Origin of the sequence: Dactylosporangium sp. NPDC005555, assembly GCF_040605635.1 — a bacterium.
Taxonomy (GTDB): domain Bacteria; phylum Actinomycetota; class Actinomycetes; order Mycobacteriales; family Micromonosporaceae; genus Dactylosporangium.
Genome location: NZ_JBEXDG010000008.1, coordinates 40,320 through 62,844 on the forward strand (window position 1 = coordinate 40,320; position 22,525 = coordinate 62,844).

At 75.7% G+C, this 22,525-nt stretch carries 4 protein-coding genes (1 of these 4 running past the window's edge); all 4 read left to right on the top strand.

Annotated features, from left to right (window positions below; genetic code table 11):
* Tightly spaced (each overlapping or abutting the next), the 4 genes in view from ABZS58_RS11610 to ABZS58_RS11625 form a layout consistent with a single transcriptional unit that may run on beyond the window.
* A complete protein-coding gene (locus ABZS58_RS11610; protein ID WP_354780244.1) occupies positions 1–4,761 on the top strand; it encodes a salicylate synthase in 4,761 nt (1,586 codons plus the stop codon).
* On the top strand, positions 4,758–6,407 hold the full coding sequence (locus ABZS58_RS11615; RefSeq protein WP_354780246.1) for an AMP-binding protein: 1,650 nt from the start codon (positions 4,758–4,760) through the stop codon (positions 6,405–6,407). Before ABZS58_RS11610 ends, ABZS58_RS11615 begins: the two co-directional genes overlap by 4 nt.
* Complete coding sequence (locus ABZS58_RS11620) at positions 6,404–11,077, top strand: amino acid adenylation domain-containing protein (protein ID WP_354780248.1); 4,674 nt, start codon at positions 6,404–6,406, stop codon at positions 11,075–11,077. The genes ABZS58_RS11615 and ABZS58_RS11620 overlap by 4 nt, the downstream gene beginning before the upstream one ends.
* Positions 11,074–22,525, top strand: the 5' portion of a protein-coding gene (locus tag ABZS58_RS11625; protein WP_354780250.1) for an amino acid adenylation domain-containing protein. 4,004 nt of this gene lie beyond the right edge of the window; only the first 11,452 of its 15,456 coding nucleotides appear in the window; the start codon lies at positions 11,074–11,076; the stop codon falls past the right edge of the window. Before ABZS58_RS11620 ends, ABZS58_RS11625 begins: the two co-directional genes overlap by 4 nt.

Consider the following 22,525-nt stretch of genomic DNA (forward strand, 5'->3'; position numbering starts at 1 on the left):
ATGACCACCACCGTGCCCGACGCGCTGGCCGCAGTCGGTGCGCTGGCCCGCGCGGCGACGGCGCCCTACCTGGTCCACGAGCAGGCCGGCCGGTGGCGGTTCGCCACCGCGCCCGCCGCCGAGCTGCGGATGAACCGCCACGAGATCCGGCTCACCACCGCGGACGGCGAACGCGTCACACCGCTGGGCGACGAGCCCCTGCAACAGGTCGCGGAGATCCTCGCCGGGCTGCCGCAGGAGACCTGGCGCGCGTACGGCTGGGCCGCGTTCGAGCTGTCGTTCCTGCTGCACGGCCGCCCCGCCGACGCCGGGGAGCAGACCCTGCTGCATCTGTTCATCCCACGGTACGAGGTGGAGATCGACGCGGCCGGCGGCGTGCTGCTGACCGGTGAACCCGGGCCTGCCAGGGACGCGCTCGCCGCCGCCGGCACGCCGGTCTGGGCCCCGCCGCAGGCCGAGCTCGACGTCACCCACATCGACGCCGACCGCTTCCGGGCGACCGTCGCCGACGCCGTCGCCGAGATCCACGCCGGCGACCTGCGCAAGGTGATCCTGTCCCGGGTCGTGCCGGTGCCGGGCGCGGTCGACCTGCCCGCCACGTACGTCGCCGGCCGGCGCGGCAACAGTCCCGCCAGGTCCTACCTGTTCGACCTGGGCGGGCTGAGCGCCGTCGGGTTCAGCCCCGAGACCGTCGTCGAGGTCGCCGCCGACGGCAGCATCTGCACCCAGCCCCTCGCCGGCACCCGACGGCTCACCGGCGACCCGGCGCAGGACCGGGCCCGCCGCGCCGAGCTGCGGCACGACCCGAAGGAGATCTTCGAGCACGCGATCTCCGTGCAGCTGGCCCAGGAGGAGCTGCGCGGTGTGAGCCGGCCCGGGTCCGTCGTCGTCGAGGGCCTCATGGACATCAAGGAACGCGGCAGCGTCCAACACCTCGGCTCCCGCGTCCACGGCCGGCTCACCGACGACCGCAACAGCTGGCACGCCCTCGCCGCGCTGTTCCCCGCCGTCACCGCCTCCGGCATCCCGAAGGCCGAGGCGCTCGACGCGATCGCCCGGCACGACGGTCACCGCGGCCTCTACAGCGGCGCCGTCCTCGTCGTCGACTCCACCGGTGCGCTGGACGCCGCCCTGGTACTGAGGACGCTGTTCGTCCAGAACGGCCGGACGTGGCTGCGCGCCGGCGCCGGCATCATCGCGATGTCCACGCCGGAACGGGAACTGGAGGAGACCCGGGAGAAGTTCCAGAGCATGTCGCGCTTCCTGGTGCCCGCCGCACCGGAACCCGCGCCCATGAAGGACACCGGGACGCTCGAGCGCCTGCGGCTGGTCGCCGCGGAGCTGACCGAGGAGGAGCCCGAGGACATCGCCGCCGACACCAACCTGTTCGAGCTCGGGCTGGAGTCGATCGCCCTCATGCGGCTCGTGCGGGACTGGCGGCAGGACGGCATCGAGGTCAACTTCGCCGAGCTGGCCGAGAACCCGACCCTCGACGGCTGGGCCAAGCTCCTCGACGACCGCCGCCCGGTCGCGCCCGCCGACACCGTCGAGCCCGCCGCCTCCGGCGACGACACGTTCCCCCTCGCGGTCCTGCAGCACGCGTACTGGGTCGGCCGCGGCGGCGGGCAACGGCTCGGCGGCGTCGCGGCCCACCTGTACACCGAGTTCGACGGCGCCGACGTACGCCCCGACGACCTGCGCCGCGCCGTCGAACGGCTCATCGACCGGCACGACATGCTGCGGGTCGTCATCACCGACAACGGCCGGCAGCGCATCGCCGGCACCTCCGGCTGGCGCGGCCTGACCGTCCATGACCTGCGCGACCTCACCGACGACGAACGCGCCGCCCGCCTCGAGGCCATCCGCGACGCCAACTCCCACCAGATGCTCGACATCGAGGGCGGCGAGGTGTTCTCGACCGCCCTGAGCCTGCTGCCCGGTGGCCGGACCCGGCTGCACCTCGACGTCGACATGGTCGCCGCCGACGCCGTCAGCTACCGGATCGTGCTCGCCGACCTGGCCCGCGCCTACGCCCGGCCCGACGAGGACCGCCCCGCACCCGGCTACAGTTACCGCCGGTACCGCGAGGCCGCGCCGCCCGCCCGGTCCGCCGCCGCCCGCGCGGCCGCCGACTGGTGGCGCGACCGGCTGCCGACCCTGCCCGGCGCACCCGTGCTGCCACTGGTCACCCGCCCCGGCGCGGCCACCTCGACCCGGATCGCCCGCCGCGCGATCATGCTGCCCGGCACCGAACGGCAGGCGCTGGCCGGCGCGGCCCGCGCCCACGGCATCACCGTCGCGATGGCCGTGGCCACCGCCTTCGCCGAGACGATCGGCGGCTGGAGCGCCGAACCCCGCTTCCTGCTCAACGTGCCGCTGTTCGGCCGGGAACCACTGCACCCCGAGGTCGGCGACATCGTCGGCGACTTCACCAGCTCCGTCCTGCTCGAGGTCGACCTCGGCCGGCCCGCGGACTTCCTGAGCCGCGCCCGGCAGATCCAGGGCCGCATGCACGCCGACGCCGCCCACGCCGACCACACCGGCGTCGAGGTGCTGCGCGACCTCACCCGCGCCCGGGGTGAGCAGGTCCTCGCCCCGGTCGTGTTCACCAGCGCCATCAACCTCGGCGAACTGTTCGACGACACCGTCACCGCCCACTTCGGCGATCCGGTCTGGATCATCTCCCAGGGACCGCAGGTGCTGCTCGACGCGCAGGTCACCGAGGTCGGCGGCGGGCTGCTGGTCAACTGGGACACCCGCGACGAGCACTTCGCCGACGGCGTCGTCGACGCGATGTTCGCCGCGTTCGCGGCGCTCATCCACCGCCTCGCCACCGACCCGGGCGCCTGGCAGCAGCCCGTGCCGCAGCTGCTGCCGCCGGCCGCCGCGCAACGCCGCACGGACGCCAACGCCACCGCCGGGCCGCGCGGGCACGGGCTGCTGCACGACGGGTTCTTCGCCAACCGCACCCCCGACGCACCCGCGATCCTCGGCCGGGAGCACGTCACCTACGGCGAACTGCGCGAGCGGGCCCTGCGGGTCGCCGCCGCCCTGACCGCACGCGGCGTGCGGCCCGGCGACCCGGTCGGCGTGTCCCTGCCGAAAGGCGCCGACCAGGTCGTCGCGGTCCTCGGCGTCCTCGCCGCCGGCGGCGTCTACGTGCCGGTGGGCATCGAACAGCCGGCCGCCCGCGCCGAGCGGATCGCGGCGCTCGCCGGCTACCGGCTCGTCCTCGCCGACACCACCGGGCGGCGGCCCGGCGCTCACGTGCTGCCGCTCGCCGAGGCCGAGACCGCGGAACCCCTCGCCGGGCCGGTCCGGGTCGACGAGGAGGACCTGGCCTACATCCTGTTCACGTCCGGGTCGACCGGCGAACCCAAGGGCGTCGAGGTGCCGCACCGCGCCGCGATGAACACCGTCGAGGACCTCATCGACCGGTTCGGGATCGGCCCCGCCGACCGCACCCTGGCCGTGTCCGCCCTCGACTTCGACCTGTCGGTGTTCGACCTGTTCGCGCCGCTGACCGTCGGCGGGGCCGTCGTCACCGTCGCCGAGGACCGCCGCGACGTGGACGCCTGGGGCGGGCTCGTCGCCGAGCACGGCGTCACCGTGCTCAACTGCGTCCCGGCGCTGCTCGACATGCTCCTCACGAGCGGCGCCGACGTCGGTGAAACGCTGCGGCTGGTGCTGCTCGGCGGCGACTGGGTCGGCGTGGACCTGCCCGCCCGGCTCTCCGCCGCCGCGCCCGGCTGCCGGTTCGTCGCGCTCGGCGGCACCACCGAGACCGCGATCCACTCGACGATCTGCGAGGTGACCGGGCCCGTCCCGGACGACTGGCGTTCCGTGCCCTACGGCACGCCGCTGCGCAACATACGGTGCCGGGTCGTCGACGCCCTCGGCCGGGACTGCCCCGACTTCGTGCCCGGAGAGCTGTGGATCGGCGGCGACGGCGTGGCCCGCGGCTACCGCGGCGACCCGGACCGCACCGCCGACCGCTTCGTGCGGCACGCCGGGCTGCGCTGGTACCGCACCGGCGACCTGGCCCGCTACCTCGCCGACGGCACCATCGAGTTCCTCGGCCGCCGCGACCACCAGGTGAAGATCCGCGGCTACCGGATCGAGCTCGGCGAGGTCGACGCCGCGCTCGCCGCCGACCCCGCGGTCCGCGCCGCCAGCACCGTCGTCGCCGGCGGACGGCCCGGCATCCTCGCCGCCGCCGCGGTCCTCGACGGCGGGTCCGCCGAGGCGGCGAGGGTCCGCCGCCGGCTCGGCGACGCGCTCCCGGCACACATGGTCCCGGAGCGGATCGTGGCCGTCGGGGCGCTGCCACTGACCGCCAACGGCAAGATCGACCGGGGCGCCGTACGCGCGCTCGTCGAGGCGGCCGTGTCCGAGACCCGGACCGGCGACACCACCGTCGACCCGGCCACCGACCTCGAACGGGTCGTCGACCTGGCCTGGCGGGAGGTGCTCGGCGCGGAGCGGATCAGTGCCACCGCCGACTTCTTCGCCGTCGGCGGCGACTCGGTCCTGGCCGTCAACGTCGTGGCCCGGCTGCGGGACCTGCTGGACACCAGCACCGTGTCGGTCCGTTCGCTGTTCGCCGCGCCGACCGTCGCCGGGCTGGCGGCGGAGCTGACCCGCGGGCAGGAACGACCCGGGCGGCTGGAGTCGATCGCGGAAGTGGTCCTGCAGATCGCCGCGATGAGCGACGACGACGTCATCGCCGGCCTCGGCGAACTTCCGGAGGTGACCGCATGACCCTGCTCGAAGGTGCCGTCGGCTGGCCGGCCGACCTCGCCGCCGCCTACCGCGCCGGCGGGTACTGGACCGGCGCGACGTTCGGCGAACTGCTGCGCGACTGGGCCCGCGCCCACAGATCGTCGACCGCGCTGGTGTCCGGGCCGGTCGGCGCGCCGCAGCGGCTCACGTACACGCAACTGGACCAGCGGGTCGACGAGGTCGCCGCCGGCCTGCACGACCTCGGCATCCGCGCCGGGGACCGGCTCGTCGTCCAGCTGCCCAACACCGCCGACTTCGTCGTCGTCCTGTTCGCCCTCGCCCGGATCGGGGCGGTGCCGGTGATGGCGATGCCGGCACACCGCCGCGCCGAGATCACCCACCTCGCCGAGCTGTCCCAGGCCGTCGGGTACGTCATCGCCGACGTCGTGCAGGGCTTCGACCACCGGACCCTCGCCGCCGAGGTCCTGCGGGCGGTGCCGGGCGTGCGGCACGTCCTCGTCGCCGGAGACCCCGGCACCTACACCGCACTGTCCACTGTGGCCGGTGACCCGGCGGTGCTGGCCGGGCTCCCGCCCGTCGACGCGTCGTCGGTGGCGGTGCTGCTCATCTCCGGCGGCACCACCGGCCGGCCGAAGCTCATCCCGCGCACCCACGACGACTACGCGTACAACGCCCGCGCCAGCGCCGAGGTGTGCGAGCTGACCGCCGCGGACCGGTACCTGGTGACACTGCCCGCCGGGCACAACTTCCCGCTCGCCTGCCCCGGCCTCATCGGCGCCCTCGGCGTCGGCGCGACCGTCGTCATGGCCCCGGCACCCAGCCCCGACGTGGTGTTCGACCTCGTCCGGCAGGAGCGGGTCACCGTGACGGCGCTGGTGCCGCCGCTGGCCCGCCTCTGGGTCGAGGCCGCAGAGGCGCAGCCGCACGACGTGACCAGCCTGCGGCTGCTGCAGGTCGGCGGATCCAAGCTCGACGCCGACCTGGCCCGCCGCATCCCGGCCGCGCTGGGCTGCGCCGTGCAGCAGGTGTTCGGCATGGCCGAAGGGCTGCTCAACTACACCCGCGCCGACGACCCCACGGACCTCGTCGAGATCTCCCAGGGCCGCCCGCTCAGCCCGGCCGACGAGATCCGCGTCGTCGACGAGGACGGCGCCGACGTGCCGGCCGGGGAGGTCGGCGAGCTGCTCACCCGCGGCCCGTACACGCTGCGCGGCTACTACCGCGCCGAGGCGTACAACGCGACCGCGTTCACCACCGACGGGTACTTCCGCACCGGCGACCTCGTGCGGGTCCTGCCGACCGGGCACCTCGTCGTCGAGGGCCGCATCAAGGACGTCGTCAACCGCGGCGGGGAGAAGGTGCCGTCCGGCGAGCTGGAGGAGATGGTCCTCGCCCACCCGTCGGTCGTGCAGGTCGCCGTCGTCGGCCTGCCCGACGAGGTCCTCGGCGAGACCGTGTGCGCGGTGATCGTGCCGAACACCGAAACCGGGCCGCCGAAACTCAAGGCCGTCAAAGCGTTCCTTGCCGAACGCGGGCTGGCCCGCTTCAAGATGCCCGACCGGCTCGTCGTCGTCGACGAGATGCCGCTGACCGCCGTCGGCAAGATCAGCAAACGCGACCTGGTCGCGGGTCTCACCGCACATTCAGGAAAGGCCACGACGTGAGCACCGAGCACCGCACCCAGGACGTCGCCGCGCTGCGGCGGGAGCTGCTGCGCCGGACCCTGGCGTCCCGCGACCTCACCGCCGCGATCGCCGCGATCGACCCGCCCGCCGACGATCGGACAGGCCAACGGCCGCTGGCGTCAGGGCAGCGGCGGATGTGGTCGGTGCAGCAGCTGGACCGGGACAGCGTCGGCTACAACATCCGCATCGCCCTGGATCTCACCGGACCGGTCGACGCGGACACGCTGCGGCAGGCCCTGGCCGCGGTCGTCGCCCGGCACGACATCCTGCGCACCACGTACCACCTGGGCGACGACGGTCAGGTCAGCCAGGTCGTGCACGGTGACCTGCCGGCCGCGTTCGACCGGCACGACGCCGACGGCGACCGGGCCGACGAGCTGTGCCGGGCCCTCGCCGCCACCCCGTTCGACCTGGCCGCCGACTCGCCGTTGCGGGCAAGGCTGATCGTCACCGGCCCGCAGACCTCGACGTTCGTCCTCGTCGCCCACCACATCGCGTGGGACGACGCGACCTCGGCGATCTTCTTCTCCGAGCTGATGGCCGCCTACACCGGCACCGTCGTCCCGGGGCAGGCCCGGCAGTACACCGACGTCGCCCTCGCCGCCGACCGGGCCGCCGCCACGCAGAGCACCGGCCTGGCCTACTGGCGGGAACATCTGGCGGCCCTGCCCGAACCGCTCGACCTGCCGATGCTCACCGGCGCTGCGCTGACCGCTGGCGCCGACCGGTCCCGGCCGCTGCGCCCCGGCGCCGCCGGGCTCGTGCGCGAACTCGCCCGCCGCGACGGCGCCACCACCTTCATGGTGCTGCTCGCCGCCGTCACCGCACTCCTGCACCGGTACACCGGCGCCGACGACCTCGTCATCGGCGCGCCCGTCGTCAACCGCGACCTGCCCGGCGGCGACGAGGTGATCGGCTACCTCGGCAACACCATCGCACTGCGCATGGACGTGCGCCCCGACGACACGTTCAGCACCCTCCTGGCCCGCGCCCGCCGCGTCTGCCTCAACGGGTACGCCCACCAGGACGTCGCCCTCGACGACGTCACCCGCGCCGTCGACCCGGACCGCAGCCGCGGCGACGCCGGCCTGTTCAACGTCGTGCTGTCCCAGCGCAGCCCCGTCCTCGCACCGTTCCGCGCCGCCGGCCTCACCGCCGTGCGCCGGCACGTCGCCGGCGACGCGGCCCGCTTCGAGCTCACCCTCGCCGTGGAGACCGACGGCGACGACCTCACCGTCGAGGCCAACCACCCGCAGACCCGCCACGCCGCCGCGGTCGTCGACCAGCTCCTGGAACACCTCGACGTGCTGCTGCACGCCGTCGCCGCCGACCCCGACCGGCCCCTCGCAGACCTCGACCTGCTCACCGCCGCGCAGCTCGCCGACCTCACCGCCTGGAACGACACCGCCGCACCGACCGAGACCCGGCTGCTGCCGGACTGGTTCGCCGCGCAGGCCGCCGCCACCCCACGCGGCACCGCCGTCCTCGCCGAGGGCCGGCACGTCAGCTACGCCGACCTCGACGCGCGGGCCAACCGCCTCGCCAGGCTCCTCGCCGCCGACGGCGTCGGACCCGAACACACCGTCGCGATCGCCGTGCCCCGCTCCGTGGAGATGGTCGTCGCCGTCCTCGGCGTGCTCAAGGCCGGCGCCGCCTACGTCCCCGTCGACCCCGACTACCCGGCCGACCGGGTCCGGTTCATGCTCGCCGACGCCCGGCCGGGCCTGCTGCTCACCACCGCGGACGCCGCCGACCGGCTGCCCGGCACCCCCGGCGTCCGCGTCGTCCGCCTCGACACCGCCGACCTCTCCGCGCACGCGGGACACCCCGTCACCGACGCCGACCGGGTCGCGCCGCTGCTCGCCCAGCACCCGGCGTACGTCATCTACACGTCCGGCTCCACCGGCGTGCCGAAGGGCGTCGTCGTGTCCTACGGCTCGCTGAGCAACAAGCTCGCCTGGGCCGGCGAACGGTTCCTCGGCCTGTCCGGGCACACGCTCATGCACTCGTCGATCTCATTCGACTTCTCCGTCACGCCGCTGCTGTCGACCCTGGTCGCCGGCGGCACCCTCGAGCTGTGCGCGGATTCGCCGGACGCCATCGCGGACGCGGTCGGTGCCGCGACCTTCCTGAAGATCACGCCGAGCCACCTGCCGCTGTTGTCGGCGGTACGGTTCGCCGACGCCGGACCGCGCACCCTGGTCATCGCCGGCGAGGCGCTGCGCGGCGAGGCGATCGGCGACTGGCGCCCACCCGCCGGGCCGTTCGACGTCATCAACGAGTACGGACCGACCGAGACCACCGTCGGCTGCCTGCTGTTCCCGATCGACGGCGGGGTCGCCCCGGCCGGCGCCGTCCCGGTCGGCATGCCCGTCAGCAACACCGTCTGCCGGGTCCTGGACGAGCGACTGCGGCAGGTCCCGGTCGGCGTCGCGGGGGAGCTGTACGTCGGCGGCGTCCAGCTCGCCCGCGGGTACCTGCGCCGCCCCGGACTGAGCGCCGCCCGGTTCGTCGCCGACCCGCTCGGCGCGCCCGGCGACCGGCTGTACCGCACCGGCGACCGCGTCCGGTGGCTGCCCGGCGGCGCCCTGGAGTTCCTCGGCCGCGCCGACGATCAGGTGAAGATCCGCGGCTTCCGGGTCGAGCCCGGCGAGATCGAGTCCGTGCTGCTGCGCCACCCGGGCGTCGCCCAGGCCGTCGTCGCCGCCCGCACCGACGGACCCGGCGGCACCTACCTCGCCGCCTACGTCGTGCCCGCCGCGGACGCCTCCCCGGACATCGAGCAACTGCGCGCGCACGTCGCCGCGGCCCTGCCAGATCACATGGTGCCCGCCACGTTCACACACATCGACGCGGTCCCGCTGTCGCCGTCCGGCAAGGCCGACAAGCGCCGGCTGCCCGCACCCTCGACCGGGCCGGCCGTGACCGTGCGGCAACAGGCCGGGCGGGCGCCCGCGACCGACGTCGAACAGACCCTCGCGACCCTGTTCGCCGAGCTGCTCGGCCGGGAGAGCGTCGCGGTCGACGAGTCGTTCTTCGCCCTCGGCGGCGACAGCATCGTCTCGATCCGGCTCGTCGCCCGGGCCCGCCGCGCCGGGCTGCGGCTCACCCCCAACGACGTGTTCACCCACCGCACCATCGAGGCCCTCGCCCGCGTCGTCACCGTCGAGCGGACGACCGCGACCACCGCGGCCGGCGACACCGACGGGACCGGCGCGGTGCCGCTCACCCCGATCATGCGCTCGTTCGCCGCCCGCGGCCCGCTCGGCGACGGGCACCGCATGTCCGTGCACGTCGACGGCCCGGCCGGCGTCGACGAGGCCGGCCTGACCCGCACGCTGCAGGCCGTCATCGACCGGCACGACGCGCTGCGGGCCCGGCTGACCCGCGCCGCGGGCGGACCGGAGCTCGAGTTCCGCCCGGCCGGCACCGTCACCGCCGCGTCGGTGCTGCGCCGGGTCGAGGGGGCCGGCGACGGCACCGAACTCGCCGCCGCCACCGCCGAACTGGCCCCGGCCGACGGCGCGGTCCTGCGGGTCGTCTGGTTCGACGAAGGACCGCGGCGCCCCGCCCGGCTGCTGATCGTCGCGCACCACCTGGTCGTCGACGGCGTTTCGTGGCGGGTCATCGTCGAGGACCTCGCCACCGCCTGGCGGGCCGTCACCAGCGGCGCGCAGGTCACCCTGCCACCCGTGCCGACCGCGTTCCGCACCTGGGCGAACGCCCTCACCGCGCGGGCCGCGGACCGGCAGGCGGAGCTGCCCGTGTGGCAGCGCGTCCTGGCCGGCCCCGACCCGGTCCTCGGCGCCCGCCGCCCCGACCCGGCCACCGACACGTGGGCGACCGTCCGCACCGTGACCGTGACCGTCGACCCGGCCGTCACCGGCGCGGTCCTCGGCGCCGTCCCTGCCGCCCACTTCGCCGGTGTCGACGACGTCCTGCTCGCCGCCCTCGGCCTCGCCGTCGCCGCCTGGTCCGACGACCGCGGCACCCCCGCCCGGTCCAACCTCGTGCTCCTGGAAGGCCACGGCCGGCAGGAGTCCGCCGCTCCCGGCACCGACCTGTCCCGCACCGTCGGCTGGTTCACCAGCCAGCACCCGGTCCGCGTCGACCTGGACGGCATCGACGTCGACGACGCCATCGCCGGCGGCCCGGCGGCCGGCGCCGCGGTCCGCAGGGTCAAGGAACACCTGCGCGGGCTGCCCGAGCACGGCATCGGCTTCGGCGTCCTGCGGCACCTGCACCCAGAGGCCGGCCGGCACCTCGAAGCGCTGCCGCAGCCGCAGCTCGGCTTCAACTACCTCGGCCGCTTCACCGGCGCCGGCGCCGACGGCTGGACCGTGCCGACCGGCGGTCTCGACGCCGCCTACGACCCGGACATGCCGCTCCCGGCGGGGCTCGTCGTCAACGCGATCACCGAGGACTCCCCGGACGGTCCGCGGCTGACCGCGCACTGGATGTACGCCACCGGCGTCTTCGACGAACAGTCCGTCGCCGACCTCGCCGACCTGTGGTGCGACGCCCTGCGCGCCCTCGTCCGCAACGCCGAGGGCCCCGGCGCCGGTGGCCGCAGCCCGTCGGACCTGACGCTCGTGTCCCTGGACCAGGACCAGATCGACTCCCTCGAGGCGAAGTGGAAGCGCGCATGAACACCGCCTCGCCGATCGAGGACATCGTCCCGCTCACCCCGCTGCAGCAGGGCCTGCTCTTCCACGCCACCCTCGACGAGGGTGCCGGTGCGGGCGACGACGCGGTGGACGTCTACATCGCGCAACTGGTCGTCGACCTCGACGGGCCGTTCGACGCGGCCCGGATGCGCCGGGCCGTCGCCGCGCTCGTCGCCCGGCACTCGGCACTGCGCAGCGCGTTCGTCCGCGACGTCGGCGAACCCGTCCAGGTCGTGCTCCGTGCGGTGGAGACGCCGTGGACCGAGCACGACTGCACCGGCCCCGGCGGCCCCGAACGCGCCGACGCGATCCTCGCCGCGGACCGCACCACCCGCTTCGATCTCGGCGAACCACCGCTGCTGCGGGCCATGGTCCTCACCCTCGGCCCCGACCGGCACCGGCTCGTGCTGACCAACCACCACATCGTCCTGGACGGCTGGTCGACGCCGCTGCTCATGCGGGACCTCTTCACGCTGTACAGCGGCGGCACCGACCTCCCGCCGGCCAGACCCTTCCGGGACCACCTGGCGTGGCTCGCCGGCCGGGACCGGGCCGCGTCCGCCGACGTGTGGCGGCACGCCCTCGACGGCGTCACCGACGGCACCGCGCTCGCCCCCGCCGCCCGCGACAGCCGGCCCGTGCTGCCCGCCGAGATCGTCGAGGACCTCCCGCCGCGGCTGCTGTCGGCGCTGCGCAAGCTGTCCCGGTCGCTGGGCGTCACCCTCAACACCCTGACCCAGGCCGCGTGGGGCATCGTCGTGGTCCGGCTCACCGGCCGCGACGACATCGTCTTCGGCGCGACCGTCTCCGGCCGCCCCGCCGACCTGCCCGACGTCGAGCACATGGTCGGCCTGTTCATCAACACCGTCCCCGTCCGTGTCCGGCTGCGCCCCGCCGAACCCGTCGCCGACCTCGCCCGCAGGCTGCAGGCCGAGCAGGCCGCGCTCCTCGACCATCAGCACGTCGGGCTCGCCGAGATCCAGAAGGCGCTCGGCACCGGTGAGCTCTTCGACAGCCTGCTCGTGTTCGAGTCGTTCCCGTTCGACACCACCGCGATCGACGCCGCGGTCGCCGCCTCCGGGCTGCGCACCGGCCGGGTGTGGCGGCCGATCTCCACCCACTACCCGTTCACCGTCATGGTGATGCCGACCGGCGGCCGCCTCGAGGTCACCCTCAAGTACCGCCCCGACGTCGCCGACGAGCCGCAGGCCCGCACGCTCCTCGGCCGCCTGCGCATGGTCCTGGAGGCTTTCGCCGCCGACCCTGCCGCGCCGGTCGCCGCCGTCAGCGTCCTCACCACGCGGGAGGCGGCGGCGGCCGCGGCACTCGCGACCACCACCGTGCCACCGGTCGCCGGCGCCGGCCTGGCCGGGCTGTTCGAGGCGCAGGCCGCGAAGACCCCGGACGCCGTCGCCGTCGAGTCCGGCGCGCACCACCTCACGTACGCGGAGCTCGACCGCCGCGCCGACGCCGTCGCCGCTCGGCTCGCCGCGCTCGGCGCCGGACCCGAGGACCTCGTCGCGGTGCTGCTGGAGCGCGGCGCCGACCTGGTGGTCGCGGCCCTCGGCGTGCTGAAGGCCGGCGCCGGCTACCTGCCGATCGACCCGGCCTACCCGGCGGAGCGGATCGCGTTCCTGCTCGCCGACGCCGCACCGGTCGCCGTCGTCGCCGCGGCCGACCTGCCCGGCTCGCCGCTGCCCAGGGTCGACCCCGGCACGGCCGCCGGGACCGGCGCGCGGCCCTGCGGGCCGGCACACCTCGACAACACCGCGTACGTCATCTACACCTCCGGGTCCACCGGCACCCCGAAGGGCGTCGCCGTCACCCACCGCGACGTGGTCACGCTCTTCGCCGCCGCGCAGCCGCTGTTCGAGTTCGGCGACACCGACGTGTGGACGATGTTCCACTCGTTCTCGTTCGACTTCTCCGTCTGGGAGCTGTGGGGTCCGCTGCTGCACGGCGGCCGCCTCGTCGTCGTCCCGCACGACGTGTCCCGCTCACCCGCGGACTTCCTCGACCTGCTCGCCGCGCGGCGGGTCACCGTGCTCAACCAGACCCCGTCGGCGTTCTACCAGCTGGCCGCCGCCGACGCCGACCGCCCCGGCACCGACCTCGCGCTGCGCTGCGTCGTCTTCGGCGGGGAGGCCCTCGACCCGGCCCGGCTCGCCGGCTGGCACGCCCGCCGGCCCGGCCTGCCCGCGCTGGTGAACATGTACGGGATCACCGAGACGACCGTCCACGTCACCCACCGCCCCCTGGACGCGGCCGCCCTCACCGCCCCGGCGAGCGTCATCGGCCGCGGCCTGCCGGGCTTCACCGTGCACCTGCTCGACAGCGGCCTCGGACCCGTCCCCGACGGTGTCGCCGGTGAGCTGTACGTCGGCGGCCCCCAGCTCGCCCGCGGCTACCTCGGGCAGCCCGGCCTGACCGCCGCCCGGTTCGTCGCCGACCCCTCCGGCACGCCCGGCGGACGCCTGTACCGCTCCGGCGACCTCGCCCGCCGCACCGCCACCGGCGAGCTGGAATACCTCGGCCGCGCCGACGACCAGGTGAAGGTCCGCGGGTTCCGGATCGAGCTCGGCGAGGTCGAGTCCGCCCTGGCAACGGTCCCCGGCGTCGCCGGCGCGGCGGTCATCGCCCGCACGGACGGACCCGGCGGCACCTACCTCGCCGCCTACGTCAGCGGCCCGGCCACCACCGCCGACATCCGGGCACACCTCGCGGCGCGGCTGCCGGAGCACATGGTGCCCGCCGCCGTCGTCACGCTGCCCGCCCTGCCGCTGACCACCAACGGCAAGCTCGACCGCCGGGCGCTGCCCGCACCCGACCTCACCGCCGGGCGGGCCGCCGGCCGCGCCCCGCAGAACCCGGCCGAGGAACTCCTCGCCGACGTGTTCGCCGAGGTCCTCGGCGGCGGGCCGGTCGGCGTCGACGACTCGTTCTTCGAGCTCGGCGGCGACAGCATCACCTCCATCCAGCTCGTCGGCCGGGCCCGCAGGGCCGGCCTGACGTTCACCCCGCGGCAGGTGTTCGAGCTGCGGACCGTCGCCCAGCTCGCCGCGGTCAGCACCCCGGCCGCCGCCGCTGCCGAAGGACCCGCGGACGGCGTCGGCGACGTCGAACTGACCCCGATCATGCGCGCGTTCCTCGGCCGGGGCGGCCCGTTCGAACAGTTCTCGCAGGCGGTCGCCGTCCCGGTCGCCGCCGGTCTCGGCCTCGACGACGTCACCCGCGCCGTGCAGGCCGTCCTCGACCGCCACGACATGCTGCGCGCCCGCCTCACCGACAGTGCCGACAGCGCCGACAGCGCCGACAGCGCCGACAGCGCCGAGGGACGGCGGCTCGAGGTGCTCCCCGCCGGCACGGTCCGCGCCGCGGACGTGCTGCGCTGCGTCACGTCCGACCCGGCCGACGGGGACCTCCTGCGCCGTGAGCACGCCGCCGCCGTCGCCCGGCTCGACCGGTCCGCCGGCGTCCTCGTCCAGGCGACCTGGTTCGAGGCCGCGGACGCCGCCGTCCCCGCCGCCTCCGGGGCCGCCGGCAGCCTGCTGCTGACCTGCCACCACCTGGCCACCGACGGGTACTCGTGCCGGATCCTCGCCGAGGACCTCGGCACCGCCCTCGCCGGCGGCGAACCGGCGCCGGTGCACACCTCGTTCCGGTCGTGGGCGCGGCGGCTGCGGGAGCACGCGGCGCACCGCACCGGCGAGCTCGACGTCTGGCGACGCGTCCTCGCCGGAGCCGACCCGACCCTCGGCGCGCGCCGCCTCGACCCGGCCGCCGACACCCGCGCCACCGTCGCGGAGACGACCGCGACGCTGCCCGCCGACGTCTCCCACGCCGTCCTCACCACCCTCCCGGCCGCGTTCCACGCCGGCGCCGACGACGTGCTGCTCGCCGCGCTCGGCCTCGCGATCGCCCGGTGGGGCACCGAACGCGGTGCCGACACGACGTCCACGGTCGTCGGGGTCGAGGCACACGGCCGCGAACAGCACCTCGTCCCCGGCGCCGACCTGGCCCGCACCGTCGGCTGGTTCACCACCCAGTACCCGGTGCGGCTCGACACCACCGGCCTCGACCTCACCGACGCGTTCGCCGGTGGCGCCGCCGCGGGCGTCCTGCTCAAACGGGTCAAGGAACACCTGCGCTCGCTGCCGGACCGGGGCGCCGGCTACGGTCTGCTGCGCTTCCTGCACCCGGACACCGCCGCGGAGCTGAGCGCCTACCCCGAGCCGCAGATCCTCTTCAACTACGTCGGCCGCGTCGCCGCCCCGGACGACGCCCCCGACCCGATCGGCTTCGCCCGGCACGCGTTCGGCGGCGTGCTGCCGGCCGCCGACCCCGGCCTGCCCGCCGGTGCCGCCCTCGTCGCCAACATCGTGGCCCGCGACGAGCGCGACGGCCCGCGCCTCGACCTGCTGCTGCGCCATGCCCGCGGCGTGTTCACCGAGGCGGACGTGGCCCGGCTCGCCGCCCTGTGGGGTGCTGCGCTCGCCGGGTTCGCCGCGCACGTCGCCGGGGCCGGAGCAGGCGGCCGGACCCCCTCGGACCTGCCGCTGCTGCGCGCCACCCAGGCCGACATCGACCGCTGGGAGGCCCGCCACCCGGCCCTCGCCGACGTGCTGCCGCTGTCACCGCTGCAAGAGGGCCTGCTCTTCCACGCCCTGTTCGACGCCGACGCCGTCGACCTCTACTCGGTGCAGCTCGTCGTCGCCCTCACCGGACCGGTCGACGTGCCCCGCCTCCGCGCCGCCGCCGCGGCCCTCATCGCCCGGCACCCGATGCTGCGCACCGCGTTCGGTGACGACAGCAGCGACCCGGTGCAGATCGTCCTCGACCACGCCGAACCCGCGCTGACCGTCCTGACGATGACCGGCGCCGCGGAACTGGAGGCGTTCCTCACCGCGGACCGCGCCGCCCGCTTCGACCTCGCCGCCCCGCCGCTGCTGCGCCTCACCCTCGTGACCCTCGGCGAGCACGAGCACCGGCTCGTCGTCACCAACCACCACCTCGTGCTGGACGGCTGGTCGACGCCGCTGCTCGTGCGGGACCTGTTCGCCCTGTACCAGGGTGCGGCGCTGCCCGCCCGGCCGCGCCCCTACGCCGACTTCCTGTCCTGGCTCGCCGCCCGCGACACGGACGCGTCCACCGCCGCGTGGGCCGAGGTCCTCGACGGCGTCGACGAGCCGACCCTGCTCGCCGGCCACCGCACCCTGGAAGGTTCCGTCGTCCCCGACGAGGTCTTCGACGTCGTGCCCGCCGGCCTCGCCCGAGGCCTGGAGCGCACCGCACGCGGCTGCGGCGTCACCCTCAACACCCTCATCACCGCCGCGTGGGGCATCACCCTGGGCCGGCTCACCGGCCGCGACGACGTCGTCTTCGGCACCACCGTGTCCGGCCGCCCGCCGGAGCTCGCCGGGGTCGAGGACATGGTCGGACTGTTCATCAACACCGTGCCGGTGCGGGTCCGCTGGGCGCCGTCGGACACGCCACGGCAGCTCCTCGCCCGGCTGCACCACGCCCAGACGACCGTCCTGGAGCACCAGCACCTCGGCCTCAACGCCGTCCGGCGGGTCACCGGCGTCACCGGGCCGCTGTTCGACACCCTCATGGTGTTCGAGACGTTCCCCCTCGACACCGCCGGCCTGCTCGACCCCGCCGCGTCCGGTGGGCTGCACGCCGAGGTCGGCTGGTCCCGCGGCTACACGCACTACCCGATGACGTTCATGCTGATGCCCGACGCCGACGTCGTGCGGGTCAAGCTGGAGTACCGCGCCGACGTCTTCGACCGGCCCGTCGTCGCCGCGACGCTGCGCCGCGTGCTGGCGCTGCTGGCCCTGTTCGCCGAGCGGCCCGACGCCCCGATCGCGGGCCTCGACCTGCTGACCGCCGACGAACGCGCCGACCTCGCCCGGTGGGGCGGCACCGCCGCGGCCCCGCCGCCGCGGACCGCGCTGGACCTGTTCGCCGAGCAGGTCGCCGCCGGCCCCGCCGCCGTCGCCGTCGTGTGCGGCACCGTGTCGCTGACGTTCGCCGCCCTCGACGCCCGCGCCGACCGGCTCGCCGGTCACCTCGCGTCGCTGGGCGCCGGACCGGAGACCCGCGTCGGGATCGTCCTGCCCCGGTCGACCGACGTCGTCGTCGCGATGCTGGCCGCGTGGAAGGCCGGCGCCGCCGCCGTCCTCGTCGACCCCGGCCATCCCGCGGAGCGGGTCGCCACGGTCCTGGCTGAGGCCGCGCCGGCCGTCGTCGTGACCTGCGACGCGGTCCGGGACCGCCGCGCCGCGCACCACGGCCCGACGGTCGCCGCCGACCGCCCGGACACCTGGACCGGCGACGCGCCCCGCCGCGGCCCGGCCGGACCGCTGTCCGCCGCCTACATCGTGTTCACGTCCGGGTCGACCGGCCGGCCGAAGGGCGTCATCGGCACCCACGGCGGTCTCGCGAACCTCGCCCTCGCGCACCGTGCCGCCGTCATCGAACCGGCCGCGGCCCGCGCCGGTCGCCGGCTGCGGGTGCTCAACGTGCTGTCGTTCGCGTTCGACGGCACCCTCGACCCGTTCGTGTGGATGCTCGCCGGCCACGCGATGCACGTCCTGCCCGACGACCTGATGGGCGACGCCGCCCGGATCGTCGAGCACATCCGCGCCGAACGCATCGACATGACCGACGTGCCGCCGTCGCTGCTGGAGGTCATGCTCACCGACGGCCTGCTGACCGGCGGGCACGTGCCGTCCGTCATCGCCACCGGCGCGGAAGCCGTCACCGGCAAGGTCTGGGACGCGCTCGCCGCCGCCGGCGACGTCACCGCCCTGAACTTCTACGGCCCGACCGAATGCGCCGTCGACGCGGTGTGGACACCGATCACCGGCGGCGTCGCGCCGCACATCGGCCGGCCCGTCGCCGGCATCCGGGTGCACGTCCTCGACCACGGGCTCGCACCCGTCGCCGTGGGCGTTCCGGGTGAGCTGTACCTGGCGGGCGCGGGTCTCGCCCGCGGGTATGCGGGCCGTCCCGGCGAGACCGCCGCCCGGTTCGTCGCCGACCCGGCCGGCGGCGGCGGCCGCCTGTACCGCACCGGCGACCTCGTGCGCTGGACCGCCACCGGAACCATCGAGTTCCTCGGCCGCGCCGACGACCAGGTGAAGATCCGCGGGTTCCGGGTCGAGCCCGGCGAGGTCGAAGCGGTCCTCGCCGGTCTGCCCGGCGTCGACCGGGCCGCCGTCGTCGCCCGCCAGGACGGCGGCGTGCCACGCCTCGTCGGCTACGTCACCGGCGTGAGCGCCGAACCGCGGCGGTTGCGCGGTGAACTCGGCCGGCTGCTGCCCGCGCACCTGGTGCCGGACGCGATCGTCGTGCTGGACCGGCTGCCGGCCACGCCGAACGGCAAACTCGACCGCCGGGCGCTGCCCGCACCGGACTTCGCGGCCGCCGTCACCGCCCGCGCACCCGCCACCGCCACCGAACGGCTGCTGTGCGAGCTGTTCGAGGCCACCCTCGGCGGCGGCCCGGTCGGTGCCGACGACTCGTTCTTCGCGCTCGGCGGGCACTCGCTGCTGGCGACCCGCCTCATCGCCCGGCTCCGGGCCGAGTTCGGCGCCGACCTGTCGATCAGGGTCATCTTCGACCGGCCGACCGTGGCGGACCTCGCCGCGCACCTCGACCGTCTCGACAGCCTGGGCACCTCGACCCGGCGCCGCCCCGCACTCGGCGCACTGCCGCGACCGGAGCGCCTGGAACTGTCCGCGGCCCAGCGCCGGCTGTGGTTCCTGCACCGCCTGGAAGGTCCGTCCGCCGCCTACAACCTGCCGTTCGCCGCGCGGCTGCACGGCCCGCTGGACATCGACGCGCTCCGTGCGGCGTTCGACGACGTCGCCGCCCGGCACGAGAGCCTCAGGACCGTCTACCCGTCCAAGGACGACGTGCCGTACCAGCGGATCCTCCGGCACGCGGAGGTGCCGTTCGCGGTCCGCGACGCCCCGCCGGCCGCGGTGACGGCCGGGCTCGCCGAACTCGCGGCGGCGACGATCGACCTGGAGACCGAGATCCCGGTCCGGGTGACCGTGCTGCGCGTCGCCCCCGCCGAACACGTCCTGATGCTCGTCGTGCACCACATCGCCGGCGACGACTGGTCGACCGGGCCGCTGCTGCGCGACCTCGCCGCCGCCTACGCCGCCCGTCGGCGGGGGACCGCACCCGGCTGGGTGCCGCTGCCCGTCCAGTACGCCGACTACACCCTGTGGCACAAGGCGGTGCTCGGCGACGGACCCGGCAGTCTCCGGGACCGTCAGTTGTCGCACTGGCGGGGCACGCTCGCCGGGCTGCCCGAGGCGGTCGAGATGCCCGCCGACCGGCCGGCCGGACGGCCCGGCGCCGCCGGGCGGGTCCGCATCGAGATCCCGGCCGGCCCGACCGCCGCCGTGCGAGCGGTCGCGGCCGCCGCCGGTGCCAGCGACCTGATGCTGGTCCACGCCGCCGTCGCGGCGCTGCTGCACCGGCTCGGGGCGGGCGACGACGTGCCGCTCGGCGCGCTCGTCGCCGGCCGGTCCGAGCGGGCCCTCGACGACGTCGTCGGGTTCTTCGTCAACACGGTCGTGCTGCGCGCCGACGTGTCCGGTGACCCGACGCTGCGGGAGCTGCTCGACCGGGTCCGGCGCACCGCACTGGACGCCTACGCGCACGCCGACGTGCCGTTCGACGAGGTCGTCGCGGCCGTCAACCCGGCCCGGTCGGCCGGTCGGCACCCGCTGTTCCAGACCCTTGTCGACTTCTGGAACCCCGCCGGCGGCGCCGCCGGCCTCGACGGCTTGCGGGCGGAGCCGCTCGACGCGGGCGACCCGGCGACCGCGAAGTTCGACCTCGCGCTCGGGTTCACCCTCGACCCGGCGACGGGCGTGCTGCGCGGGTCCGCCGAGTACGACACCGGCCGCTTCGACCGCGACACCGTCGAGACCCTCCTCGCCCGGCTGACCGCCGTCCTGCACGCCCTCGGCACCGACCCGGACATCCGTGTGTCCACAATGGACATCCTGACGCCGGGGGAGCGGGACCGGCTCACCGCGGGCTGGAACGCCACCCCGGGCCGTACCGGGACCGCCACGGCGTTGTTCGCCGAACGGGTCGCCGCCGCACCCGCCGCCACCGCCGTGGTCTGCGGCGAGGACCGGTGGACGTTCGCGGAGCTCGACGAGCGCAGCGACCGGCTCGCCGGGCACCTCGCCGCGCTCGGCGCCGGACCCGAGGTGCCGGTCGCGGTGCTCCTGCCCCGCTCCGCGCACACCGTCGCGGCGATGCTGGCGGTGTGGAAGACGGGCGCGATGCTCGTGCCGGTCGACCCCACGCACCCCGCCGGCCGGATCGCCGCCGTCCTCAGCGACGCCGCCCCGGCGATCGTCGTCGCCGCCACCGCATCTGCCACCGCACCCGCCGCCGCACCCGGCTTCACCGGGCCGGTCGTGCCCGGCGACGCCCCGGCGGCGTGGACCGGGCAGTGGACCGGGCACCGGCGGCGCACCGGGCCCGCCGGGCCCGACTCGGCCGCGTACCTGCTGTTCACGTCAGGGTCCACCGGCCGGCCCAAGGGGGTCGTCGCCACCCACGGCGGGCTCGCCAACCTGGCCCTCGCCCACCGCGCGGACGTCATGCGAGCGGGCCCGCTGCGCATCCTGCACGCGATGTCGTTCGCGTTCGACGGCTCGTTCGACCCGCTGACCTGGATGCTGGCCGGGCACGAGCTGCACATCCTGCCGGCCGCGCTGATGGGCGACCCCGCCGGCATCGTCGAGCACGTCCGCCGGCACCGCCTCGACCACGTCGACCTGCCGCCGTCGCTGCTCGAGCTCGCCATCGACGAAGGCCTGCTCACCGGTGCGCACCGGCCGCGGATCGTGGCGACCGGCGCCGAGGCCGTCAGCCAGCCGCTGTGGGACACCCTCGCCGCCGCCGACGGTGTCACCGCCCTCAACTTCTACGGCCCCACCGAAGGCACCGTCGACGCGCTGTGGACCCGGATCACCGCCGGGGAGACCAGCCACATCGGCCGGCCCGTCGCCGGGACGCGCGCCTACGTCCTCGACGAACGCCTCGGCCTCGTCCCGCCGGGCGTCGCGGGGGAGCTGTACATCGCCGGCGCCGGCGTCGCCCGCGGCTACGGCGGCCGGCCCACGGAGACCGCCGCACGGTTCGTCGCCGACCCGTTCACCGCCGGTGGCCGGCTGTACCGCACCGGCGACGTGGCCCGCTGGACCCGCACCGGCACGGTCGAGTTCCTCGGCCGCACCGACGACCAGGTGAAGATCCGCGGCTTCCGCGTCGAGCCGGGCGAGGCACAGGCCGCGCTCGCCGCGCTGCCGGACGTCGCGCAGGCGGTCGTCGTCGCCCGCACCGACGGCGGCGTGACCCGGCTCGTCGGCTACGTCACCGCACGCACCCCGCTCGACCCGGCGGCGCTGCGCACCGCGCTCACCACGACCCTGCCCGACCACCTGGTGCCCGCCGCGATCCTGTGCCTCGACGCGCTGCCCGTCACCCCGAACGGCAAGGTCGACCGCGGCGCGCTGCCCGCACCCGACTTCGCCGCCGCACCCACCGGCCGGGCACCCGCACCGGGCCCGGAGGCGCAGCTCGCCGAACTGTTCGCGGCCGTGCTCGGGGTCGGGTCCGTCGGCGCCGACGACTCGTTCTTCGACCTCGGCGGCCACTCGCTGCTCGCTGCCCGGCTGGTGTCACGGATCCGGTCCCGGTTCGGCGACGGCGTGTCGCTGCGTGCCGTGTTCGACCACCCGAGCGTCGCCCGGCTCGCCGCGCACCTCGGTACCACCGCCGCCGACAGCAGACGTCCGGCGCTGACCCGCAGGGAACGCCCCGCGAGGATCCCGCTGTCGGCGGCGCAGCGGCGGCTGTGGTTCCTCGACCGGCTCGACGGCCCGTCGGGCACCTACAACGTGCCGTTCGTCGTGCGGCTCACCGGGACGCTCGACACCGCCGCGCTGCGGGCCGCGCTGAACGACGTCGTCGCCCGGCACGAGAGCCTGCGGACCGTGTTCCCCGACGACGGCGGCACCCCGCACCAGGTGATCCTCCACGACGCCACGGTCACCCTCGACGAGCGCGACGGCACCGAGGCGGACGCCGCCGAAGCGGTCGCGGTCCCGTTCGACCTGCGGTCCGAGGTGCCGATCCGGGCGACGCTGCTACGGGTCGCCCCGGCAGCGCAGCTGTTCGTCCTCGTCGCGCACCACATCGCCACCGACGAGTGGTCGTTGGAGCCGCTGCTCGCCGACCTCACCGAGGCGTACGCCGCCCGCCGGACCGGCACCGCACCCGCGTGGGCGCCGCTGCCGGCCCAGTACGCCGACTACACGCTCTGGCAGGACGAGGTCCTCGGCGACCCGGCCGACCCCGGGAGCCTCGCCGCCGCGCAGCTGCGGC

What these genes read in the sequence shown, in the direction of transcription:
- ABZS58_RS11610 (WP_354780244.1), top strand. Translation starts at nt 1, where the DNA reads ATGACCACCACCGTGCCCGACGCGCTGGCCGCAGTCGGTGCGCTGGCC.
- ABZS58_RS11615 (WP_354780246.1), top strand. Translation starts at nt 4,758, where the DNA reads ATGACCCTGCTCGAAGGTGCCGTCGGCTGGCCGGCCGACCTCGCCGCC.